Source organism: Desulfolutivibrio sulfodismutans DSM 3696 (assembly GCF_013376455.1).
Taxonomy (GTDB): Bacteria; Desulfobacterota; Desulfovibrionia; order Desulfovibrionales; family Desulfovibrionaceae; genus Desulfolutivibrio; species Desulfolutivibrio sulfodismutans.
This window is the reverse complement of record NZ_CP045504.1, coordinates 2,741,220-2,766,816: the sequence shown is the minus strand read 5'-3', so window position 1 is coordinate 2,766,816 and position 25,597 is coordinate 2,741,220. Positions and strand designations below refer to the sequence as shown.

Annotated in this window: 18 protein-coding genes; 8 read left to right on the top strand and 10 right to left on the bottom strand. The window is 65.8% G+C overall.

Translation table 11 applies throughout. The annotated features are described in order from the left end of the window. The first annotated feature begins 2 nt into the window (after positions 1-2). Positions 3-1,181, top strand: coding sequence for a glycosyltransferase (locus GD606_RS12590; protein WP_246298778.1), 1,179 nt, complete (start codon positions 3-5; stop codon positions 1,179-1,181). On the opposite strand, the gene GD606_RS12585 is transcribed toward GD606_RS12590, so the two are convergent. The 3 genes from GD606_RS12585 to GD606_RS12575 all read right to left on the bottom strand — a co-directional run bounded on the left by GD606_RS12585 (position 1,165) and on the right by GD606_RS12575 (position 5,540). After that, a complete protein-coding gene (locus tag GD606_RS12585) occupies positions 1,165-3,543 on the bottom strand; it encodes a bifunctional diguanylate cyclase/phosphodiesterase (RefSeq protein ID WP_163300333.1) in 2,379 nt (792 codons plus the stop codon). The two genes, GD606_RS12590 and GD606_RS12585, sit on opposite strands and share 17 nt — an antisense overlap. Further along, positions 3,540-4,790, bottom strand: coding sequence for an HDOD domain-containing protein (locus GD606_RS12580; protein WP_163300332.1), 1,251 nt, complete (start codon positions 4,788-4,790; stop codon positions 3,540-3,542). The genes GD606_RS12585 and GD606_RS12580 overlap by 4 nt, the downstream gene beginning before the upstream one ends. A 63-nt stretch (positions 4,791-4,853) precedes the next feature. Next, positions 4,854-5,540 carry a flagellar brake domain-containing protein gene (locus GD606_RS12575; protein ID WP_163300331.1) on the bottom strand — a complete coding sequence of 229 codons (687 nt, stop codon included), beginning with the start codon at positions 5,538-5,540 and terminating at the stop codon, positions 4,854-4,856. A 498-nt stretch (positions 5,541-6,038) separates the two neighbouring features. On the opposite strand from GD606_RS12575, the gene GD606_RS12570 reads away from it, so the two are divergent. The 7 genes from GD606_RS12570 to proB all read left to right on the top strand — a co-directional run bounded on the left by GD606_RS12570 (position 6,039) and on the right by proB (position 14,132). Beyond that, positions 6,039-7,235 carry an HD domain-containing phosphohydrolase gene (locus GD606_RS12570; RefSeq protein ID WP_163300330.1) on the top strand — a complete coding sequence of 399 codons (1,197 nt, stop codon included), beginning with the start codon at positions 6,039-6,041 and terminating at the stop codon, positions 7,233-7,235. Next, positions 7,228-8,094 carry a tetratricopeptide repeat protein gene (locus GD606_RS12565; protein WP_163300329.1) on the top strand — a complete coding sequence of 289 codons (867 nt, stop codon included), beginning with the start codon at positions 7,228-7,230 and terminating at the stop codon, positions 8,092-8,094. The genes GD606_RS12570 and GD606_RS12565 overlap by 8 nt, the downstream gene beginning before the upstream one ends. Further along, positions 8,091-9,734: a PAS domain-containing protein gene (locus tag GD606_RS12560; RefSeq protein ID WP_163300328.1), complete on the top strand. Its 1,644-nt coding sequence runs from the start codon at positions 8,091-8,093 to the stop codon at positions 9,732-9,734. The genes GD606_RS12565 and GD606_RS12560 overlap by 4 nt, the downstream gene beginning before the upstream one ends. 106 nt (positions 9,735-9,840) lie before the next feature. Then, positions 9,841-11,058: an HD domain-containing phosphohydrolase gene (locus tag GD606_RS12555; RefSeq protein WP_246298776.1), complete on the top strand. Its 1,218-nt coding sequence runs from the start codon at positions 9,841-9,843 to the stop codon at positions 11,056-11,058. A gap of 60 nt (positions 11,059-11,118) precedes the next feature. After that, positions 11,119-12,471: a response regulator gene (locus tag GD606_RS12550; protein ID WP_246298775.1), complete on the top strand. Its 1,353-nt coding sequence runs from the start codon at positions 11,119-11,121 to the stop codon at positions 12,469-12,471. Between the two features lie 218 nt (positions 12,472-12,689). Next, positions 12,690-12,908, top strand: a complete 219-nt coding sequence (locus GD606_RS12545) for a hypothetical protein (protein ID WP_163300325.1) — start codon at positions 12,690-12,692, stop codon at positions 12,906-12,908. A 72-nt stretch (positions 12,909-12,980) separates the two neighbouring features. Then, positions 12,981-14,132 (top strand): glutamate 5-kinase, encoded by a 1,152-nt coding sequence (proB, locus tag GD606_RS12540; RefSeq protein ID WP_163300324.1) that lies wholly within the window; start codon positions 12,981-12,983, stop codon positions 14,130-14,132. Between the two features lie 136 nt (positions 14,133-14,268). Here proB and GD606_RS12535 read toward each other — a convergent pair whose 3' ends face one another. The 7 genes from GD606_RS12535 to GD606_RS12505 form a co-directional block, all read right to left on the bottom strand. Continuing rightward, positions 14,269-17,238 (bottom strand): PAS domain S-box protein, encoded by a 2,970-nt coding sequence (locus GD606_RS12535; protein WP_163300323.1) that lies wholly within the window; start codon positions 17,236-17,238, stop codon positions 14,269-14,271. A 321-nt stretch (positions 17,239-17,559) separates the two neighbouring features. Next, positions 17,560-20,247 carry a molybdopterin-dependent oxidoreductase gene (locus GD606_RS12530; protein ID WP_163300322.1) on the bottom strand — a complete coding sequence of 896 codons (2,688 nt, stop codon included), beginning with the start codon at positions 20,245-20,247 and terminating at the stop codon, positions 17,560-17,562. Next, positions 20,244-21,239 carry a radical SAM protein gene (locus GD606_RS12525; protein WP_163300321.1) on the bottom strand — a complete coding sequence of 332 codons (996 nt, stop codon included), beginning with the start codon at positions 21,237-21,239 and terminating at the stop codon, positions 20,244-20,246. Before GD606_RS12525 ends, GD606_RS12530 begins: the two co-directional genes overlap by 4 nt. Positions 21,240-21,307: 68 nt before the next feature. Further along, on the bottom strand, positions 21,308-22,426 hold the full coding sequence (locus GD606_RS12520) for an ABC transporter ATP-binding protein (RefSeq protein WP_246298774.1): 1,119 nt from the start codon (positions 22,424-22,426) through the stop codon (positions 21,308-21,310). Next, positions 22,423-23,538, bottom strand: coding sequence for an ABC transporter ATP-binding protein (locus GD606_RS12515; protein WP_163300320.1), 1,116 nt, complete (start codon positions 23,536-23,538; stop codon positions 22,423-22,425). The genes GD606_RS12520 and GD606_RS12515 overlap by 4 nt, the downstream gene beginning before the upstream one ends. Beyond that, the gene (locus GD606_RS12510; protein ID WP_163300319.1) at positions 23,535-24,395 is read right to left on the bottom strand and encodes a carbohydrate ABC transporter permease; all 861 of its coding nucleotides are present in this window, start codon (positions 24,393-24,395) and stop codon (positions 23,535-23,537) included. Before GD606_RS12510 ends, GD606_RS12515 begins: the two co-directional genes overlap by 4 nt. Then, positions 24,395-25,384: a carbohydrate ABC transporter permease gene (locus GD606_RS12505; protein ID WP_246298773.1), complete on the bottom strand. Its 990-nt coding sequence runs from the start codon at positions 25,382-25,384 to the stop codon at positions 24,395-24,397. The genes GD606_RS12510 and GD606_RS12505 overlap by 1 nt, the downstream gene beginning before the upstream one ends. Positions 25,385-25,597 lie beyond the last annotated feature (213 nt).

Genomic DNA, 25,597 nt, shown 5'->3' with positions numbered 1-25,597 from the left:
CCGTGACCGCGTGTTTTGTCGGCGTCATGGCCCTGATCCTGGCCGCACTGGCGACCCTCGTCGCGCTTGGGCGCAACCATGTGCGCGGCGTCCCCGGGCCGGGACCGCGTCCGGCCGTGTTTCCCCGGGCGGCCCTGGTGGTGCCCGTGACCGGAGACGCCCCCGGGGTGCGCGAGGCCCTGGCCACCCTGGTGCGCCAGGACTATCCGGGCCTGATCGTGGTTTTCGCCACGGCCACGGATGACGATCCGGCCGTGCCCCTGGTGGAGGAACTGATCCGGGAGGGCCATGGCCGGGTGTTCCGGGTCGCGGCCGGGCTGGCCACGCGGTGCGGCCAGAAAAATCACAACCTGCTGGCCGGGGTGGCCTTTTTGCAAGGCCTGGGGCAGCGGCCCGACATTTACCTGTTTGGCGACAGCACCCATCTGGCCCGGCCGGATTTCGCCGCCACCCTGGCTGCGCCGCTGGTCCGGGGCGAGACGGCCCTGGCCAGCGGCTTCCACCGCGTCGAACCCTTGTCCGACGCCCCCGGGGTGGTGGGCATGTTCGCCACCTGTCTGGCGCTGCACATGCTGCAATCCATCCGGGCCGTGACCCAGCCCTGGGGCGGGGCCATGGCCCTGACCCGGCAGGCCTTCGAGCGCTTCGGCGTGGCCGGGCTGTGGGCCGAGAGCATTGTGGACGACTGCTCCATGGCCGCCATGCTGCGCAAAAAGGGCGTGGTCTGCCATCCTGTGGCCGGGGCGGCGGTCCTTGCCACGCCCCTGGCCGCCATGAGCCTGTCCCGGTGGAGCGACTGGCTGACCCGGCAACTGCTCTATCTGAAATTCTGCATGCCCGGCACATGGCTTGCCGCCATTCCCGCAGCCCTGGCCCTGTCCCTGGTTCCGGTGGCGGCCGGAGTGATCCTGCTGGCGGGCCTGGTGGGGTTTTTCCCCGTGGGGCTGACCCTTGCCTCGGCCGTTTTTCTGGCCGGGCTGGCCGGGGTGGGGCTTTTTTTCCGGAGCCTGTCCCCGCGTCCCCTCCCCCGGGGGGCCTTTCTGGCCGGATTCGCCATGGTGTTCCCCATGATCGGCTGGTGCATGGGGCGCACCCTGCTCACCCGGACCATGGTCTGGCGGGACATCGCCTACGAGGTGTCTTTTTCGGGCCGGGTGCGGCGGATCATCCGGAAGGGATGAGCCGGGCGAACCCCCTGGCGTCGCCGTCCAGGCGGCGCATCAGGGCCAACGCCTCGGCCTCGGGCAGGGGCGGAAAGAAATAGAACCCCTGGATGCTGTCGCAGCGCAGAACCTTGAGGGCCTCCGCCTGGCCCTCCTCCTCCACGCCTTCGGCCACCACATGCAGCCCCAGGCTCTTGGCCAGGGCCACCACGGACTGCACGATGTCGCTGGCCTCCTTGTTGCGGCCGATTCCGGAGATGAACATGCGGTCGATCTTCAGCACGTCCACGGGAAAGGTCTGGAGATAGGACAACGACGAATAGCCGGTGCCGAAATCGTCGATGGCGATGAGGATGCCGGAGGCCTTGAGCTTGTTTAAGACGGTCAGGGCGTTTTTGGCGTTTTCCATGATGGCCGATTCGGTGATTTCGAGCTTGAGCCGGGAGGGCGGCAGGCCGGACTCCGTGAGCGCCTCCAGGATTCGTTCGGCCATGTCCGACTGCCGGAACTGCTTGCAGGACAGGTTGACGGACATGGTCAGATCCCTGGCCGGGGCGAGCTGCTCCCTCCAGGCGGCCATGGTCTGGCAGGCCAGGCGCAGGGCCTGATGCCCGATCTCCACGATCTGGCCGCTCTCCTCGGCGATGTGGATGAATTCCGAGGGGCCGAGCACCCCCCGGGACGGATGCCGCCAGCGCAAAAGCGCCTCGAATCCCAGCAGCCGGTAATCGACGGCGTCCACGATGGGCTGATACAGCAGATGGAACTCCTCGTTCACAAGCCCCGTGCGCAGTTCGTTTTCCAGGTTCATCCAGGACATGGCCGCGGCCAGCATCTTGTCCGAGAAGACCTTGAACCGGTTGCGTCCGAGTTTTTTGGCGTCGTACATGGCGATGTTGGCGTTGCGCAGAAGCTCCTCGGCCCGCATGGGGCGCGGCCCGCCGAGTACGATGCCGAAGCTGGCCGTGACCCACAGTTCCTTGTCCTCGATGACGAAGGGGAACTTGAGCCGGTCCCGGATGCGCTTGACGATCTTGATGGCCTCGCCCAGGGAAGCGATCTCCTCCAAAAGCACGATGAATTCGTCGCCGCCGAACCGGGCCAGGGTGTCCAGACCGCGCACGGCCTCACCCAGCCGGGCCCCGCAGGAGGCCAAAAGCTTGTCCCCCACCAGATGCCCCAGGCTGTCGTTTATGACCTTGAACCGGTCCAGGTCGATGAACACCAGGGCGAACCGGGATTCGGGGTGGCGTTGGGCGCGTTCCTGGGCCCGGCTGATGCGGTCCATGAGCAGGCTGCGGTTGGGCAGGTTGGTCAGGGGATCGTGCAAGGCCTGGTAGCGCAGTTCCGTCTCCATGCGCTTGCGGTCGGTGATGTCGCTGGCGGCCCCGATGTAACCCCCGAATTCGCCGTCAAGGTCGTAAAACGGCCGTCCGTGGTCCGAGATCCACCGATATTCCCCGGCGGCGGTTTTGATCCGGAATTCCCGCTCGAAGGCCGACCTGTCGGTACAGGCTGCGGTAAAGACGGCCTCGGCCTGTTTGAGGTCTTCGGGGTGGATGGAGCGGAGAAATCCCCGTCCCAGTTCCTCCTCAAGGGGGCGTCCGAAGAAGGTGAGCCAGGTTTTGTTGAAATAGTCGTGCTCGCCGAGTGCGCTGCAGCGCCAGATCATGACCGGGAATCTCTCGAAAAGGGTCAGGTGGAAGTCCCGGGATCGCGCCAGCTTGCGTTCCACCTCCTTGCGTTCGGCCACCTCGGCCTCCAGGCTGGCCCGGGCGGCCGTGAGTTCCTCCACCTTGTGCTCCAGGGTGCGGTTGGTGGCCCGGATCAGGCGGTAGAGCTCGAAGCTCTCCAGGGCGCCGGCGGCGTACTGCATGACGATGGACAAAAACGCCAGGGTGGTTTCGGGGATGGAACTGGGCTCCTGGTCGAGCATCCCCAGGAAAAACCCCCGTATGCGGGCCGTGGTGGCCATGGGATGCAGGATCAGGCGGTGGCCGCCGGTGGCCTTGATGACCGGCTTTTTGCGGCTTAGGCACCAGGCGATGGAACGATCCTCCACCAGCGTGTCCATGAGGGCGGCCATGGTGTCGGCCGCCTGCGGGGGGGATTGCAGGGCCGGGTAGAACTGCCCCGTGGCTTCGTCCACCAGATGGAAGGCGACCGCCGTCAGGCGCACGAGCCCCCGGGCCTTGCGCTCGGTTTCCTCAAGGATGGGGACGGGGGAGTCCACGGTGGTCAGCCCGATGTGAAAATCGCCCAGGGCCGCCGCCTTGGAAAGGGCGTCGAGGGTGGAGTTGTAGACCGCTTCAAGATGCGACAGACGCCTGGCCAAAAGCTCTGCGTCGTCCGGATCGGGGCGTGTCGTGTCGTGTGTCATGGTTCCTCGATGAAAATGCGGGTGATGTCGTCAAGCTGGCTTTGGGCCTGGATGACGATGGAGGACAGGTCGTCCGGGGAAATCCCCGTGGCCGTGAAGGCCTCCGCCACGAGGGGCGGAACCGGGAATCCCTGGCCGCCGCCGTGGTCCATGGCGTGGGCGATGATGTCGGCCACATGCACCAAAGAGGCCTCCAGGCCGGGGTTGGCCGCCGTGGGCTGGTGGTGGTGGGCCACGGCCCGGATCAGTTGCTCGGGGAATTTCCAGGCGGACAGCATGGCCCCGCCGAGGGCGGCATGGTCGAATCCCCATATCTCCGACTCCACGACAAAGGATGGGACGCCTCTGGACTGGGCCTCGAACAGGGCTGCGGCCGTGAGCCCGGGCTGTTGGGCAGCGTAGGGCATGCGGCCCATGTCGTGCAAAAGGCCGGCCACGAAAAGCGGCTCCTCCTCAATGTCCCTGCGGCGCGCAGCCATAAGCCGGGCCACCACGCCGCAGGCCAGGCCGTGGCGCCAAAAGGAGGCCACATCCATAAGCCGTTTGGGGATTTTCCTGAAGAGGGTCATGGTCAGGATGCCCACGGCCATGCTGGTCAGACGGCTGGAGCCCACGATCATCACGGCCCGGCTGAGGCTGCCCACTGGCTCAGGAAAGCTGTAATAGCTGGAGTTGACCAGCTTGAGCAGTTTGGCCGAGAGGTTCGGATCCTTGCCGATGGTTTCGGCGATGAACGCGGCCGAGCTTTTGGGGTCGCGGATGACCTCCATGATCTTGTTGAAAATGGCGGGCAGGGAGAAAAGCTGGTCCCCTTTGCGAATGAGATCGGCCATGGAGGGCGGCGCGGCGGGCCGCTGTCCGTGGCGTGTCACGGCGGGGGGCCGGTGCGAGGGGCGCTCGCCAGGCCGCTGGCCGTCCAGGCTGGCCATGGCGTGGCGTTGCAGATGCAGGCGGGCCAGTTCGCGCATGGCCGGATGGCTGGCGTCGCATCCGGAAAACAGGTCCCGGGTGCGGTTTTTCAGTTCCGCCAGGGTATCCTGGGGGATGGCCGCCAGGGCCTGGCGTTCGGCCTGAAGCCGGGTGACGCCCTCGATCTCGGCCGCCGCCACCCCCCACATCTTGCAGGAGCGCAGGCATTCCTCGGTCACGGCCGACCCCTTGGGCAAAAGAAACCGTCCCAGGGGGGTGCGCAGATCGGCGGCCAGGATCATGCCGGGTTTGATATGTTCGATATGGAGCAAGCCCATGGGCCACAAGACCTCGTGCGGGTTCGCCGGATGTTGCCCGAAACGCGCCAGTCCCGTCCAGGGTTAGCCGCCCTTTTGATCCTTGATGAGGGCGGCGATGCGTTCGAGGAAGGCTGCAACCCGTCTTCCGTGATCGGGATCATTCCCCGTAAAGGCCGCACCGAAAAAGGCTTTTTGGTTTTTTTGCGCGGTGTTGGCGATGATCGCCCGCAACCCATCATCGCCGAACACCTCGTGCAGGGAGAGGATGGTCACCTCGTCCCCGGCCATGACGTTGAGTATCCCGCCGGTGTCGTTTTTGTCGACCACCAGGCGGCAGCCGCCGAGGCTGATGTCCACCATGAAGGCCAGGGTGTGGGCAAAGGGATTCTGCAGCCGCACGGGGAGCAGGCAGGATAGCCGTTTGTGGCGGCGCAGCTCGATTTTTTCCGTGCTCATGGGATAGGCCAAAAGCAAGAGGGCAGCGGGCCTGAGGATCGCATGGAGAATCTCGGTATCGAACCCGTAGATGATTCCGTCGCATTCGGATTTGAGGGTGAGCCCCTGGCCGGGAAAAATCATCGAGCGGATGCCGGGGGCCAGGGGCATTTTGGCGATGATATATTTGTAGGGCTCAACCCCGACGATCTTGCTGGAATACTTGGCCCCGTCCCGGGGAATTTGCAGCACTACGGGCATCTCCGGCCGTAATTCCACCTGGATGCCGGGGGATCGCTGCACGGAGGGCGGGTGGCCTGTGGTCTGGTCCATCCTGGTCTCCTGTTGCGCGGGGTTTCGGTTCGATGCCGCCGTTTCGCGTCCATTGCCGCCGCCGTGCGCACTTTGCGCACAGCGGCGACGTCCTCCAGGTCAATTATCTGGGAAATTAAAACACATATTTCCGCCACTCCACCCATGCGGCAACGTGCTGCCCGGGTCATGCGAAACAGGAAAAGGCGTGAAAGGATCATGACTTCCTGATACGACAGGAAAAAATCCGATGCAAAACCGGGTTGTTTGAAAATGAAACACAACTGTCGCCTGGAAAGCCGTGGCGAATAAGGTGAGGATAAATATGGAAATACTTTTTTTGACGTTAGAAATATATACGGCATGGAACCGTACATGTCAATCCCGAAGGGATTCCACCCGAAACGGCGGGCCTGCCTCGCGTCGTCCCCCCCTCTTGTGTGGTGGGGTAAAATCGACTACGCAGAGAGCGTGGCCGATCCGGCTTCTTAGCTTTTGCAGGGGTGCTTCGGAGAGCATATGGACAAGTCTCGCGTCCTTTTTGTCGATGATGACCCGGAAATGCTGGCTTCCTACCGGCGCATCTTCCGAAAAAAATACGAGGTCATGACTGCGGGAGGGCCTGCCGAGGGATTGGCCGCGCTTGACGAAACCATGCGTTTCGCGGTGATCATTTCGGACCTGCGCATGCCCGGGATGGACGGGGTGGCCTTTTTGGAGAACGTGCGCCAGAAAAGCCCCGAGACCGTGCGGATCATGCTTACGGGATACGCCGACGTGACGGCGGCCGTGGCGGCCGTCAACGCCAGCAAGGTGTTCAGTTTCCTGACCAAGCCCTGCCCCGAGGACGCCCTGGAGGCTGCGGTTGCGGCCGGGTTTCGCCAATACCAGTTGGTTGTGGCGGAAAAGGAGCTCTTGCGCGGCACCGTGCGCGGCACCATCCGGCTGCTCACCGACCTCATGGCCATGGTCAACCCCGAGGCCTTCGGGAAGTCCTCCCGGGTGAAGCGGCTGGTCATGGACCTGGCCCAATATATGGGGCTTCCCGATCCCTGGCGGCTGGAACTGGCAGCCATGCTCTCCCAGATCGGATGCGCGGCCCTGCCGCGCGACATCCTGCGCAAGGCCTATCAGGGCCAGCCCCTGTCCGGAAATTTCGCCTTCGAGTTCGCCATGCATCCCAAGGTCGCCGCAGATCTCATCGCCAACATTCCTCGTCTCAAGGAGGTGGCGGAGATCGTCTCCTACCAGGAAAAACGCTTTGATGGCGGAGGGCTGCCGCCGGGCGACGTGAAGGGGGAGGCCATTCCCCAAGGGGCCAGGCTGCTCAAGGCCGCCCTGGACTTCGACACCCTGGAGCGCATGGCCTCGGCCTCGGGAAAATTCGAGGAACCGGCCCAAAAAGCCCTGGAACGCATGCGCGGCCGTCGCGGTTGGTATGACCCGGCGGTGCTCGACGCCCTGGAGTCCATGATCAATTTTCCCGACGGGTTCGAGCGGGCTCATCTGTTCATCAGCCAGCTCAGGCCGGGCATGCTCCTGGATCAGGAGGTGCTGGACCTTTCGGGCGAGGTGCTTTTGAGCAAGGGGCAGGAGCTTGGGGCCATGGCCATTAAAAAGCTGCGGGGGGCCCTTGGGGGCCGACAGGACGTGAGCGTCCGGGTTCTCGTGCCGCCGCGCGACAAACTGGAATTCGCGGAGCTTTTGGATGCTTGACGCCCAGCCGCCCCATCCTGATGAAAATGCCGCCGCAACGCCGTCCCGTCCGGCCCCGGACGCCATCAAGGGGGTGTTTTCCACCCAGACCAAGGGAATCATCGGGTTTGGGTCCACCAAGCGCAAGGTCAAGCAGCACATCTACGCCTTTGTGGAGGAAGAGGCCGACGGCTCCCTGTGCGTGCGTGAGCTCAACAAGCATTTCGTGCCCGTGGGCAAGTCCCGGTGGATCACCAAGGACGTCTTGCTCAAGGATTTTCTTCCCGAGCCCGACGTCTACCTGAACAAGGTGCTCCCGGCCATGCGCCAGGTCGAGGAGAGCGTGGAAAAGGCCGACGACCACCGGGCCAACGGGGAACTCATCTCCGCCGAATTCGAATATAAAAACGCCCTGCGCCTGGACGAGGAGCACATCCGGGGCACCTTCGGCCTGGGGCTGACCTATCTGGCCCGGGGCGAGACGGACAACGCCGACATCGTTTTCCGCCGGGTGGTGACCCTGGACGGGGCCTTCGACGAAGAACACAAGCATCTGTTCAACGAATTCGGCATCCGGCTGCGCAAAAACGGCATGCACGCCCAGGCGTTGAAATTCTACAACCGGGCGGCCAAACTCCTGAAACGCGAGGACGAGCATCTGCTCTACAACATCGCCCGGACGTTTTTCGAAAAAGGCCAGGGTAGGCAGGCCAAAAGGCTTTTGGAAAAGGCCCTGGCGAACAACCCGGCCTTCGAACAGGCCAGGGATTTCCTGGCCGTCCTCGAACGTGGCGGGCCCATGCCTGGCGAGAGGGACACGGACTCCGGGAGCATGGACCTGGATCTGGAGGAGCCCGACATGTCCGGACGTGCGCCATGACCGGATACGCAGACGCCCATGCCGACGGACTCGACGCCTCCCTGGCCCGGGTCTTCGATGTCGTGCCGGACGGGTTGTGCATCCTCTCCTCCGATATGGTGGTCCTGCGCATGAACCGGGCCATGGCCGGATGGTTCGCGGACGTCGGCGATCCCGTGGGACGGTCCTGCCGGGAGGTTTTGTCGGCAAAGGGCTGTTCGTGCGAGGAGTGTCCGGCGGACATGGTCCTCTCGGGGCGGGCCTGCCGCATGAAGGAGCTGGCCGTGCCGCTTTCCGGGGGCGGGACGCGATATCTGGAGCTTTCGGCCACGCGTCTGCCGGGGGTGGACGACGGACGCGGCGGGGTGCTGCTGTTCGCCCGGGACGTCAGCGTGCGCAAGGCCGCCGAGCGTGAGTTGCGCCAGGCCAACCAGGATATCGAGCTGCTTCTGTCCTCCATCGGCTCCATCATGATCAGCCTCGACGGCGAGGGCGCCGTCACCCGCTGGAATCGGGCCGCAGCGGAGATGCTGGGGCTTTCCGGACGCCAGGCACTGGGGGGCCTGCTTTTCGATCTGGATATCGGCTGGGACTGGGAGCCCGTGCGGGAGGCCATTGAGGCCTGCCGCCGCACGGGGGAGGCGGTGCGCGTGGACGAGATCCGGCTGCGCACGGCCGGGCGGGAGCGTTTCCTGGGGCTGACGGCCAACCCCGTGCCCTCGCCCGACGGCCAATCCCGCGGCGTGCTCATCCTTGGCCGGGACATCACCGGGATCAAGGTCCGCGAGGCCATGGCCAGCCACGAGATCAAGATGCAGTCCATCGGCCGCCTGGCTGCGGGCATCGCCCACGAGATCAACACCCCCATCCAGTACGTAAGCTACAACGCCGGGTTCCTGGAGGGGGCCTTCGCCGATCTCCTGCGCCTGGTGGAGGCCTATCGGCAGGCCTTCGCCACCCTGAGCCAGGCCGGGGAGGGACGCGGCGACTGTCTGCCGCCGGAGTTGCGCCAGACCGTGGAGGCGGCCGAATGCGAGGCCGATCTGGACTATCTGTCCACGGAGATTCCAGCCGCCGTGGCCAACAGCCGCAAGGGCATCCGCCAGGTGGCGGACATCGTGCGGGCCATGCGCCAGTTCTCTCATCCCGGCGGCGGGGAAAAGACCTTTTTCGACATCAACGCCGCCGTCAAGGACGCCCTGCTGGTCAGCCGCAACGAATGGAAGGATACGGCCAGCCTGGTCCTGGAGCTGGATCCCGAGTTGCCGCCGGTGTGCGGGCTGCCCCAGGAGATCGGGCAGGTGTTTTTGAACCTGATCCTGAACGCGGCCCAGGCCATGGAGGAGGCGCGCGGTGACAAAACCGGCATCCTCGGAAGCATCACCGCCCGGACGGCCCGCCAGGGCCCGTTCGTGACGGTTTCCCTGGCCGACACCGGGCCGGGCATCCCTGCGGAGGTCCGGGGGCGGGTCTTCGATCCCTTTTTTACCACGAAGGCTGTGGGCAAGGGGACCGGTCAGGGCTTGTCTTTAGCCTATGCCGTGGTAGAACGGCACGGAGGCGACATCTTTTTTGAGACCACGCCGGGACAGGGAACCGTGTTTACCGTCCGGCTGCCCATCGACGGCCCGCAAGGCAAAGACGGCGGGTCGAGCGGCTGACCGCCGCCCCTGCCGCCATGTGATCAACGTGGCCCGTCCGGCCAGCCGCGCGGCGAACCGGATGAGCCTGCCGCCAAGGAGTTCCCGCCGGGACAAAGGAGTGCGTGTGGCCCCCAGCGGACGCAGGATTTTATTCGTCGACGACGACCCCGAAACGCTGGCCTCCTATGGCCGGGCTCTGCGCAAAAAATACGACCTGGACATGGCCCTTGGGCCGGTGCGGGGCCTGGAGGCCGTGGCCGAAAACGGGCCCTATGCCGTGGTGGTGTCGGATCTGCGCATGCCGGGCATGGACGGGGTGGAGTTTTTCTCCCGGCTGCGCAAGACCTGCCCCGACACGGTACGGATCATGCTCACCGGCTACGCCGACATCCGTTCGGCCATGGACGCCGTGAACACCGGCCACGTCTTCCGCTTTCTGGCCAAGCCCTGCGCCGAGGAGGAGCTTGACGCCGCCCTGGCCGCCGCCATCGAGCAGTACGGGTTGGTTACGGCGGAGCGGACGTTTCTCAAAGGGACGCTGCGCGGCACCATCAAGGTGCTCACCGATCTTCTGGCCCTGCTCAACGCCAAGGCCCATGGACGATCCGTGCGGGTCAAGCGCATCGTCCTGGATGTGGCCGGATATCTTGGCGTCCCGGAGCCCTGGCGGCTGGAGCTGGCGGTCATGTTGTCCCAGATCGGCTGCGCCGCCCTGCCCGAGCGGATGCTCTCGGACATGCTGCAGACCGGGGAGCTCGACCCGCGCAGGCAACGGCTTTTCGACCAGCACCCGAGGATCGCCGGAGACCTTTTGATGAACATTCCCCGCCTCGAGGAGGTGGCCGGGGTCATCCGCCATCAGGAAAAACGCTATGACGGCTCGGGGCCTCCCCCGGGCGGCCCGAGCGGCCAGGACATCCCCCTGGGGGCCAGGCTTTTGAAGGTGGCCCTGGATTACGATACGCTGATCTCTTCGGGCCGCACCAAGGCCCAGGCCCTTTTCGCCATGCGCGGGCGCACGGGCTGGTACGACCCCCGTATTTTCGAGGCCTTCGCCACCCTGGCCCAGGCCCGGGAAGGCTTCACCCGCGGCGCGGTACCGCCCGGGGAGGTCGTGCCGGGCATGGTCCTGGCCGAGGACCTGCGCATTGGCGGGGAACTGGCGGCGGCGGCCGGAACCGCCGTGGACCAGGCGCTGGCCGCCAGGATCGCCCAGGCCGGGGAGGGCCTTCCCGAGACCGTGCCGGTGTATGTCTCGCCCGAGACCGAAAGCACGCTTTTCAGGCTGGAACCGGAACTGATGGAGCTGTTGCGGCGGGAACGCCGTGCTGCCGAGGATTGAGGCGGTTATGCGGCGCGCATCGCGCCTGGAATTTCCGAGCCGGGGGGCATGGACGCCGTTATGCGTTTAAAGACCGATCAGAGTGCCAAAAGATACGAGAAGATCGTTCTGGACTACTTCAACGAGGGCGGAGTGGTGTTGGTGTGCAGTGACGACGAGGCCTTCGTCAAGGCGCTGCGGTTCACCATTTCCCAGCTCAAGCAGGATGTCCGCAGTGTTTGCCGGGAAGTCCAGGAATACGACGATGTGGTCACCCTGGCCGGGAAGCTGGCCGAGAAGGCCACGGCGCCGCTGATCGTCTTCCTGGAACGCCGCATGCACAAGGCGTCCTGCATCAAGACCGTCAAGGTGCTCAAAAACTTTTATGCCGACAAGACCAAGATCATCGTGGTCAGCAGCGAGACCTCCCGGGAAGAGATCATCCTGGCCCACGAGGTGGGCGCGGACAGCTTCATCACCAAACCCATCTCGGCCAACGCCATCATCGAGAAGGCGGCCTTCGCCATCCGCCCCAACACCCAGCTCGGGGTGCTCATGGACCGGTGCGCCGCCCTCCTGGAGAGCGGGGAGCTGGCCGACGCCGAGGCCCTGGCGGCGCGCATCTTCGAGATCAAGCCGGACAGCCTCAAGGGGCATCTGCTCATGGGCGACCTGGAGTTGCGCCGGGGCAACCACAAGGAGGCCGAGGTCCATTACCTCAAGGCCTACAAGAGCGAGAAACTCTTCATCGAGCCCTTAAAAAAGCTCGTGGACCTGAATTCGCAGACCGGCGACACGGACAAGAAGCTGTTTTTTTTAAACAAGCTCGACGCCCTCTCGCCGCTGAACTTCGAGCGCAAGGTGGAGATCGGGGAAACCTATCTTTCCCGCGACGAGGCCGATAAGGCCCGGGACTATTTCGAGCAGGCCAAAAAGGTGGTGGGCAGGGTGGCGGCGGACATGGTCAGCGAGTCGCTCATGGAGATCGCCCGCAAGATCGGCGAGAAGGACGAGGAGCTGGCCCTGGCCTACATGACCGAGGCCATCGAGGCCAAGGGCCTGGAGTTGACCCGCGACGACCTGTGGATGTTCAACAACCGGGGTATTGTGCTGCGCAAGCAGGGGAAATGGAGCGAGGCCGTGGACAACTACACCAAGGCCTTGAGCCTGGCCCCGAACGACGCCGGGCTGTTTTACAACATCGGGGTGGCTTACGCCGATGGCCGGGCCTATGACAAGGCCTGGGATTCGTTCCAGAAGGCCCTCAATGCCGACGGGACCATCGTGCTTCAGGCGCCATCGGTGGGATACAACATCGCCATGGCCCTGCACCGGGTCAGAAAGCCCGTGGAGGCCAAAACATACCTGGGCATGGCCCTGGAGCTGGACCCGGGCTACGAGCCCGCCAAGAAGCTTCTGGAGAGCCTGTCCTGACGGACGAGCCCCAGGCAGGCCAGTCCCGACCGGGAGTTTGCCTGGGCGGATGCAGGCAGATTTGTGAAAGATGCGGGGGCGTTTTTCAAGGGGCGTCTCCCGCACCCGTCGCCCGGCCACTTGCCCGCAGACCGCCAAGGCGCTACCATTGCCCCTGCGCCGGATGGCGGCGTCATGCGATTCAGCCCAGGCGACCCTGCCCAGGAGATGCGGCGGCCATGAGCGAACCACTGCCCCTTTTCCCCGAGACCTACGGCTTTGTGCCGCTTCTGGAGAAGGTCCGGGCCTCGGTCAAGGCCGATGTGGCCCGGGTCGAGGCGTCCGGGTCAGGCGCTTTGGCCGAGATCCGCCGTACGGCGCACCAGCCCACGGCCTCCGGCGGTGTCGCCGCGCCAGGTGAACTTTCCACGGGCCGGGTGGCGGACGCCGAGGCCTGATGCCGGGCCATGCCCGCGCCATTATTTTCCAAAACACGATATTCCGAAAACATGGTCAAGGACACGCGCGTCATGGACGATACGGATTGGCGGGAGCAACGCCGCCGGGTGATGGCCGAGGCCCGGCGGGTGGTGGTCAAGGTGGGCAGCGCGGTGCTGGCCGGGCAAGGCGGGGTGGATCAGGCCGTGGTGGCCGATCTGGCCCGGCAGGTGGCCGCGCTTTCGGGCGAGGGCCGCGACGTGCTCATGGTTTCAAGCGGCGCGGTGGCCGCCGGGCGCGGGGTCATCAGCTCCCACTACAATCCCTCCCTGGTGCCGCACCGCCAGGCGGCCTCGGCCATCGGGCAAAGCCGCCTGATCCACGCCTATGACCAGGAATTCGCCCGCCACGGCCGCACGGCGGCCCAGGTGCTCCTCACCCGCGACGACCTGGAGTCGCGCGAACGCTACCTCAACCTGCGCAACACCCTGCGCACCCTGTTCGATTTCGGGGTCATTCCCATCTTAAACGAGAACGATTCCGTGGCCGTGCAGGAACTGGTCTACGGCGACAACGACTGCCTGGCCGGCCTGTTGGTGGGGGTGATCGGGGCGGATCTCTTCGTGAACCTGACCTCGGCCCGGGGGGTGTTCGCGCACAATCCCGAGGAGGCCCCGGACGCCCCGCCCATGGCCTGCATCCCGGACATCGGCGCCCTGGATATCGGGGCCATGTGCGGCCAAAAGACCCTGCTCGGCACCGGCGGCATGCATTCCAAGCTTCTTTCGGCCAAGCGCGTGGCTCAGTTGTGCACGCCGACCCTGATCCTGTGCGGCCGCGAACCCGGGGCCATGGTCCGGGCCTTTGCCGGGGAGGAGATCGGCACCTGGGTGGCCCCGGAGAAAAAGGCCATCTCCCGGCGCAAATACTGGCTGGCCTACAATCTGGACCCCAAGGGCGACATCGTCATCGACGCGGGCGCGGCCCGGGCCTTGCGCGAAGGCGGCAAGAGCCTGCTTCCGGCCGGGATCGTGGACGTGAGCGGGGATTTCGGGGTGGGCGCGCCGGTGCGCATCGTCCTGGCCGACGGCGAGGCCGTGGGGGTGGGGCTGTCCAACTACGGCGCGGCGGATCTTTTGAAGATCATGGGCCTGCGCAGCAACCGCATCGCCCAGGTGCTGGGGCAGGCCTCCTATCCCGAGGCCGTGCACCGCGACAACATGGTGCTCGGGGCGGCCATCTAAGGCCGGGTTCCGGGTTCTCCCGCCGCCGGACGAGGTATGCCCCGGGCAACCCCCCCGGGCTATCTGCTGCGCGTGGCGCAGTTTTTTATTCCACCGGACCCGGTCCCTCCGAGGGGGCGTTCGCATCGGCGGGATGTTATCCGGCCCCGGGTCTCGTGCTGGCCATGATCACCCGGGCAAGCTCCGCGAGCGAGACGGGTTTGGAGACGTATCCGTCCATCCCGGCCGCAAGGAACTGTTCCTTGTCGCCGGACATGGCGTAAGCCGTCAGGGCGACGATGGGGATATCCCTGGCGTCTTCCCCGGCCTCGCCGTTACGGATGGCCCGGGTGGACTCCAATCCGTCCATGACCGGCATCTGGATGTCCATCAGCACGAGGTCGAAGGGGGCGCGGCGCAAGGCGGCCAGGGCCTGGGCCCCGTCTTCGGCCACGGTCACCGAAGCCCCGCCCAGTTCCATCAGCTTTGTGGCGGCAAGGGTGCTGATCAGGTCATCGTCGGCCAGGAGTACCCGTAGGCCGTTGAGAGAAGGCAGGGCCTCCCCGGGCGGGCGCTCCGGCCTGGGGAGGGGCGACGCCGTGGGGAAGGGCAGGGTGACGTACATGGTGGTTCCCTCGCCGACCGTGCTGTCCAGGGCGAGTTCGCCCCCCATGAGGCGCACGAGGTGCTTGCAAATGGCCAGGCCGAGGCCCGCCCCCTGGTGTGTCCGGGTGTAGCCCGCGCTGGCCTGGATGAACGGCTTGAACAGGGTGTCGATCTTGTCCTCGGGGATGCCGCACCCGGTGTCCGACACCATGAACAGGACGCGGCAGCGGGCACCATCCGTGGGCGGCATTTTCGAGGCCTGCACGGCGACGCTCCCGGAGGAAGTGAACTTGAAGGCGTTGCCCACGAAATTGTTGAGCACCTGCTGCAGGCGCAGGGTGTCGCCGATCAGACGGTCGGGGATGTCCGGTTCGATGTGGAGCAGGAATTCGACGCCGGTCTGGCGCGCGGTGGGGAGGAACAGCTGTTCAACCGCCCGCAACGCCTCGGACAGGCTGAAGGGCTCGGCCTGGATGGCCAGCCTGCCCGCCTCGATCCGGGAAAGATCCAGGATGTCCGAGAGAAGCCGGGTCAGCCGTTGCGAGGATTGGACGGCCATGTCGGCATATCCCTCCTGCTCGGCGTCCAGGGGCGTGGTCTTTATGAGCTGGAGCATGCCCAGAACGCCGTTGAGGGGGGTTCGGATCTCGTGGCTCATGTTGGCCAGGAATTCGGACTTGGCCTGGCTGGCGGCCTCGGCCTGCTCTTTGGCCTGGCGTAGCGCCGCTTCGTCGTCCAGGCGCTCCAGTTCTCCGGCGGCCCGGACGGCCGCCAGTCTCAGGGTCGACTCGGCCAATGCGCGGTTCGCCAGGGGGCTGCGCCCGATAACCGCGATCAGGCCGATGGGCTGCCCGGTGTGCCCGAACAGGGTCACGCCGACATAGCTTTCCGCCCGCAGTTCCGTAAGCACATGGTCGTGCGGGAAAAGTCGACGCACGTTGGCGGGGAAGCAGCAGACCATTTTGCCCGCCACCTCGCCGCAGGGCGTGTCTTTGAGGGCATACGCCACATTGTCCTCGAAATGGCCGTCGCACCAGACGGCTACCGTCCGGGCGGTCAATCCTTCCCCTTCGAGACGGTCGATGCAGACGAAGTCCATGCCCAGGTTCTGGGCCAGATACCTGGCCAGGGCGTGGAAAAACGGCTCGCTGGCGGGCCCGCTGCCGGTTTGGGCCAGAAACCGCAACACGTCTTCCATCCGCTTGCGCTCGGTGATGTCCCGGCACAGGCATAACACCAGGGGGTCACCGGCCACCAAGGCCCCGCATGCGCTGATCTCCACGTCGTATTCCGATCCGTCCCGGCGCCGGTGGCGGCTTTCGAACACGCTGTTTAAGCGCGTCAAGTCCGCAAAATTGGCGCGGATGTCTTCCTCGGTCTGACAGGCTTCCCAATCCCAGGTGTGCATGTGCATCACGTCGTCGACGCCGCATCCCAGCATGTCGGCAAAGCGCCGGTTCACGTCCACGACCTGATGCTCTGCATTGATGACCACGATTCCGTCGTTGCTGGTGTCCATCAAGGCGCGGCGGCGGGCGGACTCGTTTTTCAAGTCCTGTTCGGCGCGCTTGCGTTCGGTGATGTCCGTGAACATGGCGAACGAGCCGACGAACCGGTCCGCGCCGTCCTTGAGCACCTTTGCGGCCACCAGGGTCCAGAGCGCGGAGCCGTCCTTGCGCCGAAAGCGGCGTTCGTAGATCTCATCGACCCCTGTGTGGCGCTGCTGCATACGCTGGGCGTGGGATGCCATGTCCTCGACGAAAAAAAAGTCCTCAACCTTCCGCCCCAGCATGTCCTGCGGCGTATATCCGAGCATGTTGGCCATGCTTTGGTTGACGAAGGTGGTCGCATGGGTGGCGTCCATGGACCAGATTCCCTCGTTGGCGGTCTCCACCAGCAGGCGGTACCTAGCCTCGCTGGCCTCCAGGTCGGCCCGCGCCTGTTCGCCCTGCATCCTTTTGACGAGCATGAGGCCGAAAAGCGCCGTGCCCAGAGGGTAGATCGCAAGCACCGGAAGCGAGATGCGGGACAGGACGGAGAGGGCGGTGTCCCAGGGAAGCGTCAGCATCAGGGCCAGCATGGCGACGTGAACGGTCAGGCCGAAAAGGAACAGTTCCCGGAATGGCCGCCCGTATTCCCGGGGCCGTCCGCGCAGATGCCGCCAGGCGATTCCGATGAGCCCGGAGGCCAGGATCACGGACACCCCGGTCCAGGCCCCGGCCCCTCCCTGGAAGAGCCGGAAGGAGGCGGTCGCGGCCATGGCCGTCAGGGTGGGCACGGCGCCGAAAAACAGGCCGGAGATGCCCAGCATGACCGAGCGGGTGTCGAAAACCACGCCCGGGGAAAAGGTCCAGGGCGTGAGCATGACCGCCAGGCCCAACACGCCCAGCCCCGCCCCCAGCGCGAGCTGTCTGGGCAGCCCCTCCGGTTTTCCCTGCGGTTCCTGCATCAGGGCCTCGAACAGAAGCGCCCCGGTCAGGAGCAGGGCAATGTTTTGTATAAGCGCGGTGGCGGTTGGCATGGCGATCCTGGTTTTGACGATGCCCGGCCGGATTTGTACGGATACGTAGCACGCCAGGCAGAGGTTGCCAATTATTTCAGCCCTGCGGGTATCTCCCTGGACATTTTTTCAGTCCGGCATGCCGGTGTTTCGTGGAGAGGGATGGGCCGGACCCTGCCCGCAGGGGCGGGGTGAGGAGGATCCGCCCGCAAAGGGTCTCGATGCGGGGGCCTCGCCCCGGCATGCGCTGTGCGGCAATGCGCGGTCGGCGCCGGGCGTACGCGCAGGCGCGCCCGGGCCTGCGGACTGGAAGGGGACGGGGGGCGGCGCGGGGCCGACAGGTCAGGCCAGGGCCAGCCAGTTCCGGACCACCCGGCGGCAGAACTCCTGAGACTCGGCCACCAGCACGGGCAGATCGGCGGCAAGCCCGGCGAAATACGTCTCGTCGTAGGCCTCACGGTAGGGGGCGTAGGTCTCGATGCCCCCCTGCCGGAAGAGCGTGATCCAGTTGCTGGCGATCACCGAATCGACCTCCAGGTGGAACTGGAAGCCATAGGAGGCGGCCCCGACCCGGAAGCATTGGTTGGGGCAGTCCTGCCCGGCGACCAGGGCCACGGCCCCCGGGGGCAGGTCGAAGCTGTCCTCGTGAAACTCCATGAGCCGGGGCAGGGGCAGGGCGGGCCCAAGCACCGGGTCGGCCTCCCCTTCGGCGGTGGCCTCAAGCGGCGTGAATCCGAATTCCAACCGGCCCATGGGCCACGGCCTGCCGCCATGGGCCCGGGCCAAAAGCTGCGCCCCCAGGCAGATGCCGGCCACGGGCCGGTTCTCGGCGTCAAAGGCCCGCATGAGCGCAAGCAGGGCCGGGAAGTGCGGCGAGGCCGCGTCGTCGTAAGCGTGCTGCGGCCCGCCCAGGACCACCAGGGCGTCGAACCCCTCGGGAGACGGGGGAAGCCCTTGTCCCTTTGCCGGTTGGACCGTGGTCAGGATCGCGCCCAGCCGGGCCAGCCCCTTGACGAAATCCCCGCCCGGGGCCCGGTCGCTGTGTTGCACCACCAGGATGCGCCGCCCCATCGATACGTCACTTAATACAGGATTCACAGTAACGGCTGTTTCGTAATACGGCGTGCCGTTGCCCACCCGGCTGGCCATATCCCTGGTCAGGCGGTTGAGGCCGTGCCCGGCCTTGGTCCAGCCTCCCCGGTCGGCCACCAGGATGTCCGGGCGCAGGCCCTCCTCGGCACGCAAGGTAGCCAGGGCCTCGCCAAGCAAGCTTTTCACCACAACCGGCCTGCCGTCGGCCAGGCCCCGCCGGGCGGCCTCGGATGCGGCCAGCCGGACCACGGGCAGGGGCTCGTGGTCGGCCATGGTCCTCTCGGAGCAGATGTAGCCGTGGGGGGCGATGGTCAGAAGCCGGTAGGGATAGGCCGGGTCGGGTTCGGGAATGCGGGACGGATCAAACGCGGTCATGAACTGGAATTTTCCCGACGGCGTGGGGAAGACCTTGTCCGCATAGGGGACCATGGGGGCGTTTAGGCGGAAGGCCTCCTTTCGGAGCGTGTCCGGATCGCCGCCCTGCTCCCACACCGGGGCGCACAACTCGCTTAGCCACGCCTCTTCGCTTTTGCGGAAGTCCGCCGCAAAGGGGAAGCGCGCCGCCAACTCGTAAAACATGCGAAATTCCGATTTGCATTCGCCCACGGGCGCGATGGCCGGATTGACCGGCCCCACGTAGTTGTGCCCGTAGCTGGCCATGACGTCGGTCTCTTCCAGGAAGGTGGTGGCGGGCAAAAAGACGTGGGCGAAGTCCGAGGTGTCGTCCATGTAGTGGCCGGAATAGACCACGAACTCGGCCTTGCGGAAGGCGGCGGCCACCGCGGCGGTGTTGGGGGCCATGCACAGGGGGTTGGCCGCCGTGACGTAGATCATGCGGATGGCCGGGTCTTTGGCCGCCAGGATCTCCTGGCCGATGACCGGCAAAAGCAGGGTGCGGCGCGGCGGGTTGAGGCCGTCGCCCCACAGGGTTTGGTCATAGGGGCCGTATTCCTCGAAGCCCTGGCTCACCCCGCCGCCGGGCACGCCCAGGTTGCCGCAGATGGCCCCCAGGGCGTCGATGGCCCGGATGCCGTAGTGGGCGTATTCATGGCGGTGCAGGCCCCAGCCGAGCAGGATGGAGGCGGGTTTTTTGGCCATGAGCGTCTCGGCCAGAAGCTCCGCCTCCCCCCGGGACACCCCGGCCCGGCGGCACAGGTCGTCCACGGAAAAGCCCGCCAGAATCTCCAGATAGGCCTCCAGGCCCACGGCATGCCGGGCCAGAAACTCCCGGTCTTCGGCCCCGGCGGCCAGCACCAGCTTGGCGGCGGCCATGGCCAGGAAGACGTCGCCGCCCGGCCGGGGGGCGATATGGTGGTCGGCCAGGACCGCCGATTTGCTGCGCATGGGATCGATGAGCAGGACCGTGCCCCCGCGCTTGCGGATGTCCCGGGCGATGGCCGTGAGGCTGATGTTGGTGGACACGGGGTTTCTGGCCCACAGGATCATGGCCTGGCTGTGGTAATGGTCCAGGGGGTCGTGGGAGATGCGTTCGCCCAGGTCCAGGTTCTGGGAGGCCTGCCCTGTGCCGCCGCACAGGGAGCCGCGCAGGGTGGTCACTCCCCCGAAAAGGTTGAAGAAATATTTGTTGAGAAGCTTGAGCGCCGTCCTTTCGCCATACCCTTGGTAATACAAAATAGATTCCGTTCCGGACTCTGAAGCGTACTTCTTCAGGCGTTCGGCCACCAGGTCCAGGGCCTCGTCCCAACCCGTCCGGACCCAGCGGCCGTGAACCCGGATCATGGGGTGGGTGATCCGTTCCGGGCCATAGACCCGCTTGACGTAGCGGGCGGCCTTGACGCAGGCCACGCCCCGGGTCAGCGGGTGGGCGGGGTTTCCGGCCAGTCCGGTCAGCCGGCCGTTGCGGACGGTGGCCACCAGGCCGCAGGCGTTGGGACAGTCCCTGGTGCAGGTGGTGATCACGGTCTTGATGTCGCTCATGGGGTTCCGGCCTCCGCCGGGGCGGCCTGTCGGGCGCCGCCCGCCTCGCCCTCCCCGGTTGCAGGGGAAGCGGTTCGCATAAGGGCCATGCAGCCCCCCTGGCAGCGCCGCATGAAGTCCTTGCATTCGAAACATGCCGCCGAGACATTGGCAAGCCGGATGGGCCGCGCCGCCTCGGCCAGCCGCCACATGAGGGCGGCATGATCGGCAAAGGCCGTCACGTCGGGAATGCTGATGCCGCGCATGGGCAGGCAATAGGAGGCGGACAGGTCGGGATGCACGTCGGCGCAGGGATGGCAGACCCCGGAAAATTTCATGGAAACCCGTTCCAGGTAGCGTCGATCCTCGTCGTACAGGTCGCACAGGCGTACGCTGCAGTCCAGTCCCGTGCGCACCCCCCGGGCCTCGCAGGCCTTCACGAAGCAGGCCGCATGGGACATGATCCGCCGGGTGTCGTCCAGGGTGAAATGGTCGTTGTCCGCGTCGTGGTTTGGGCGGGAGATGTCGTAGCGCACGGTGGTCACGCCGTAGCGGTCCAGGGCATCAAGCAGATAGTCGTAGTCCAGGCTGTCCCGGGAGAAGTTTTTGGAGAAGGCCACCCTGGCCCCGAGCTGGCGCAGCCGGGTAAGGGTGGCGTGGAGCATGGCGGCCTGGGCCGGAGCATATCCGGCGGGATCATTGTAGTTGACCACGAAGTTGGAGACCAGGGGGGCGAGGCGATCCGCCAGGGAGACCGGGAACAGGCCGTTGGTGAAAAGCGCCGCCGGGATGCCTGCGGCCACCGTGGCCTCGATCATCTCCGGCAGTTCCGGATGCAGGGTCGGTTCGCCGCCGATGAAGGCCGCCGCCGGGAGCCCGGCCCCGCGCATCCACGAAAGAAGCCTGGCGAACGTCTCCCGGGTCATGTCCCCGGGGTATTCCTGCCGCATCCGCGTGGCGAAGCAGTAGGGGCAGGCCAGGTTGCACCGGTACGTGACGAATATCTTGATCATGCCGTCCTCAAGGCCGCCTTGGCCCAGACACGCGTTCCATGGTTTCGGGATGTGGGGATGCCCCGATGTCAGGCCGCCAAGCGTCGGCCTGAGGCCGCAGCAAAGGCGTGCAGCAGAAAGGGGTGCTTGACGCACAGGCCGATCTCCCGGCCCACGGCCACGGTCTTGGCCGCAGCACTCTCCACCAGGACGCGCACCTCGGCCTCGCCCTTTTTCACCGTCAGCACGGACTTCAGTCCCAGGGGTTCGACATCGGACACCATCCCGGTCAGGTCCGCCCCGGGGATGTCCACGAGCCCCAGGTTCTCGGGCCGGATGCCCAGCTCGAATCCATCCGGACTGGCGGCCAGGGCCGCATGCAGATGCCCCGGGACAGGCAGCCGCCATCCCGCGACCTGGATGGTCCCGCCGTCAGGATCGAGGCGGGCCGGGAGGATGTTGATCAGCGGCGCGCCCACGGCCCGGGCCGTCTCCCGGTCCACGGGCTGGTCGTAGAGCGCCTGGGGCGTGGCGATCTGGACCACCTTCCCCTGGCGCAGCATGATCACCGTGTCGGCGATGGCCAGGGCCTCGTTGAAGTCCGGGGTGGCCATGAGGAAGGAATAGCCGTGCTCGCTTTGCAGACGTCGCAGTTCGGCGCGCAGTTCGATGCGCAGCTTGGCGTCCAGGCTGGAGAGGGGTTCGTCCAAAAGAAACAGGCTCGGCGTGCGGATGAGCGCCCGGCCCAGGGCGATGCGCTGCCGCTCGCCGCCGCTCATGGTTGCCGGAAGCCGTCCCAGGGTGTGGCCGATTTTCAGCACCTTGGCCATGGCCTGGACCCTCTCCGCGATCTCCGGGCGGGGCGTCTTTCGGATCAAAAGGGGATTTGCGATGTTCTCGAAGCCGGTCTTGTTCGGATACAGGGCCAGATTGTCGAAGATCATGGCGATGTCGCGGTCTTTGGGCTCCCACCCGGCCACGTCCCGGCCCGCCAGGAGCACCCGCCCGGCGTCGGGCTGATCCAGCCCGGCGATGAGGCGCAAGGTGGTGGTCTTGCCCGCCCCGGCATGGCCCAGGATGACCGTCAGCGAGGCCTTGGGGACCGAGAAGGAGACGCCCTCCAGGGCGATCTTGCCCCGGAAGCTTTTCGTCAGATTTTCCAGGGCCAGGACCGGGGCCGTCTGGCCGCCAGGCGCGGTGTCGATCACAGGGGCCTCCCCATGGGGCTTGCGTCCAGTCTGCGGTTGCTGTCGCCGCCGAAAAAGACCAGGGAATCCGGGTCGAAATCCACCCCCACGGACTGCCCCATGGCGGGACGCTCGGTGGCGGGGAGGATGACATCCAGTTTGACCGAGGCGACATCCACGGTGACCACCACGTCGCCGCCCCGAAATTCCACCAGGGAGACCGTCCCGGCCAGGGGAGCCCCGGATTCCGGGGCCAGCCGCAGGGACTCGGGCCGCAGCCCCAGGGTGTAGGAGCCCTTTTTCAGGGGGCAGTCCGCAGGCAGGGCCAGGGTCAGGGGGCCATGGATGAAGGCCGGTCCCGCCGCGTCGGCCACGCCAGGCGCGATCTCCCCGGCAAGCAGGTTCATGGGCGGCGAGCCCAAAAATCCGGCCACGTAGACGTGGTCCGGTCGTTCACAGATGACGCTGGTTTTTTCCACCTGCAGGATCTTTCCGGCATGCATCACGGCAATGCGGTCGGCCAGGGACAGGGCCTCGATCTGGTCGTGGGTGACGTAGATGATGGTCAGGCCGATTTCGCTTTGCAGCCGCCGCAGCTCCCGGCGCATGGTCAGCCGGGCGGCGGCCTCCAGGTTGGACAGAGGTTCGTCCAAAAGCAGCACGGCCGGTTTGGTCACCAGGGTGCGGCCGATGGCCACCCGCTGCATCTCGGAACCGCCGAGATCCCGGGCCCGGACATGGAGTCGGCCGCCCATGCCCAAAAGCTCGGCGACCTCATCCACGGCCCGATCGATGTCGTCTTTGGCGGCCTTGCGCACCACCAGGCCGAAGGCCAGGTTCTGGCGCACGGTCATGGAGGGAAAGACCGCATAATCCTGGAACACCAGGCCTACGTTGCGTTTCCCTGGGGGGATGTTCACGATGGACTGCCCGTCGATGTGGATGTCGCCCGAGGTGGGCGCTTCCAGGCCCACGATCATGTTCAGGGTGGTGGACTTGCCGCAGCCCGAGGGGCCGAGCAGGGCGATGGTCTCCCCGGGGGCCACGCATAAGTCGATGCCGTCCACGGCCACCACGGCCCCGTCGTTGTATTCTTTGGCCAGGGACACCAGTTCGAGTTTGGGGATGCTCATTGTTTGATGGCTCCGAAGGTCATGCCCCGGGCCAGATGGCCCTGGATGAGGTAGCCGACGACCACCAGGGGGGCCATGGCCAAAACGGCCAGGGCGGCCTGGACGCCGTAGAGGGTTCCGGCCGTGGCCGTGACGTACTTGGCCAGTTGCACGGGGATGGTGCTGACGTTGCTGTAGGAGAGCACCAGGGCGAACATGAATTCCGACCAGTTGAGGATGAAGATGAACATGGTGGTGGCGAACAGCCCGCCCCGGATAAGCGGGATGGTCACCGTGAGGTGGGCCCTCATGCGTGATGTGCCGTCGATCATGGCCGCCTCCTCGATCTCCCGGGGCAGGTCGTCCACGAAGCTTTTGAGCATCCAGGTGGAGAAGGGCAGGGTGGCCGCCACGTAGATGGCGATGAGCCCCACGTAGCTGTCGGTCAACCCGATGTTGGAGAAGATGATCACGAAGGGCACGGCGATGGCCGCCGGGGGAAACATCCGCCCGGAGAGGATGACCAGCGGCGTGGATTTGTTCTCGGCGCCGTAGCGGGAGATGCCGATGGCCGCGAACAGCCCGATGAGCACCGACAGGGCCGTGGCCGTGATCGAGGCCAGAAGCGAGCCGAAGACGGCCTTGGTGGCCGACTGGCTGACCCCGCCCACCCCGTATTCCTTGAGGGCGTCGGGATCGAAGAGGGTCTTGAAGTTGACGAGGGTGGGCTGCGACGGCATCCAGATGGCGGGCGAGGCGTTCCAGTCCGTGGGGGGCTTGATCGCCGTCATGACGATCCAGAACACCGGGAAGAGCACCACGGCCAGGGCTGCGGCCAGAAGCGCCGCCTGGAACAGGGTGAGTTTTTTCGAGGGCATCAGCGCTTCACCTCCAAAAGCTGGTTGCGCACCGGCATAAGCAGCAGGTGGATGAGCCCGAGCGCCCCGAGGAGCACCAGGAAGGCGGCGGCCGCGCCGTAGGCCAGTTGGAAATCGTTGAAGGCCAGCTTGTAGATATAGAGGCTGATGGTCTCCGTGGCCGAGCCGGGCCCGCCCCGGGTCAGCATGAACACCTCGTCGAAAAGCTTGATGATCTCCATGGCCCGGATGACGAAGGCCACGATGATCACCGGCTTAAGCGTAGGCATGATCACCCGCCAGAAGACCTGGCGGGGGTTGGCCCCCAGGATGACCGCCGCGCGCACCGGGTTTTCCGGCACGGAGTTGAGGCCCGACAAAAGGATCAGGAAAAACAGCGGGGTCCAGTGCCAGACCTCGGTGATGATGACCGCCGTGACGGCCAGGGGGGCGCTACGGAACCACTCCAGGGCCACGTCGGGGCCAAGGACGAATTCGAGGATCTGGTTCACCGGGCCGCTGGACTGGAACAGCATCCAGAAGATGTAGCCGACCACCACGGGCAGGATCATCATGGGCGTCAAAAAGGCGGAAAAAAGCAGGGACTTGCCCCGAAACGAGCGCATGAACAGCACCGCCAGGGAGAGCCCGAAGGTGAATTCCAGAGCCAGACAGACGGCGGAGATGCACAGGGTGCGCAGGACCGCATAGAGAAACCGGGTGTCCCAGATGAGCAGTTCGCTGTAGTTCTCAAACCCCACGAACTCGGCGTCGAACAGGGAGCCCCGGGTGGGCGACCAGTCGGTGAAGCTCATGTACAGGGCCACCAGGAGCGGGATGATCAGGACCAGGACGGAGACGATCTGTCCCGGCAGGGTCAGGGCCAGGCCGATATTGCCGCCCTTCGCCCGGGGAGGCTTTCCCCCGCCGTGCGGCGCGGCAGGGGAAAGGTCCGGGGCGTCGGCCGAAAGGGGAGGGCCGGGCGGTGATGCCATTGCGGAAGAATTCACGTCATGCGCCTTTGTGCGTTCCCCCGGCCCCTGCGAACCGGGGGAACGGCTGATGTCCACATCTTTGCGGGGAGCGCCCCGCTTCTCATTTCCATCTTCCCGGTATGGGATGGCCAGGGGCCTTAGCCCTTTGGCCGCCGGAGGCATTTTCCCCTGCCCGCAACATGCCTCGTGTCGCGTCCACGAAAACCGGGCCAGGTGTTATGTGTTCAA

Coding starts and splice junctions, on each gene's coding strand:
- GD606_RS12530 (WP_163300322.1), bottom strand. CDS start 20,247: ATGAGCGACATCAAGACCGTGATCACCACCTGCACCAGGGACTGTCCC.
- GD606_RS12560 (WP_163300328.1), top strand. CDS start 8,091: ATGACCGGATACGCAGACGCCCATGCCGACGGACTCGACGCCTCCCTG.
- proB (WP_163300324.1), top strand. CDS start 12,981: ATGGACGATACGGATTGGCGGGAGCAACGCCGCCGGGTGATGGCCGAG.
- GD606_RS12550 (WP_246298775.1), top strand. CDS start 11,119: ATGCGTTTAAAGACCGATCAGAGTGCCAAAAGATACGAGAAGATCGTT.
- GD606_RS12565 (WP_163300329.1), top strand. CDS start 7,228: ATGCTTGACGCCCAGCCGCCCCATCCTGATGAAAATGCCGCCGCAACG.
- GD606_RS12515 (WP_163300320.1), bottom strand. CDS start 23,538: ATGAGCATCCCCAAACTCGAACTGGTGTCCCTGGCCAAAGAATACAAC.
- GD606_RS12510 (WP_163300319.1), bottom strand. CDS start 24,395: ATGCCCTCGAAAAAACTCACCCTGTTCCAGGCGGCGCTTCTGGCCGCA.
- GD606_RS12535 (WP_163300323.1), bottom strand. CDS start 17,238: ATGCCAACCGCCACCGCGCTTATACAAAACATTGCCCTGCTCCTGACC.
- GD606_RS12580 (WP_163300332.1), bottom strand. CDS start 4,790: ATGGGCTTGCTCCATATCGAACATATCAAACCCGGCATGATCCTGGCC.
- GD606_RS12585 (WP_163300333.1), bottom strand. CDS start 3,543: ATGACACACGACACGACACGCCCCGATCCGGACGACGCAGAGCTTTTG.
- GD606_RS12570 (WP_163300330.1), top strand. CDS start 6,039: ATGGACAAGTCTCGCGTCCTTTTTGTCGATGATGACCCGGAAATGCTG.
- GD606_RS12545 (WP_163300325.1), top strand. CDS start 12,690: ATGAGCGAACCACTGCCCCTTTTCCCCGAGACCTACGGCTTTGTGCCG.
- GD606_RS12575 (WP_163300331.1), bottom strand. CDS start 5,540: ATGGACCAGACCACAGGCCACCCGCCCTCCGTGCAGCGATCCCCCGGC.
- GD606_RS12525 (WP_163300321.1), bottom strand. CDS start 21,239: ATGATCAAGATATTCGTCACGTACCGGTGCAACCTGGCCTGCCCCTAC.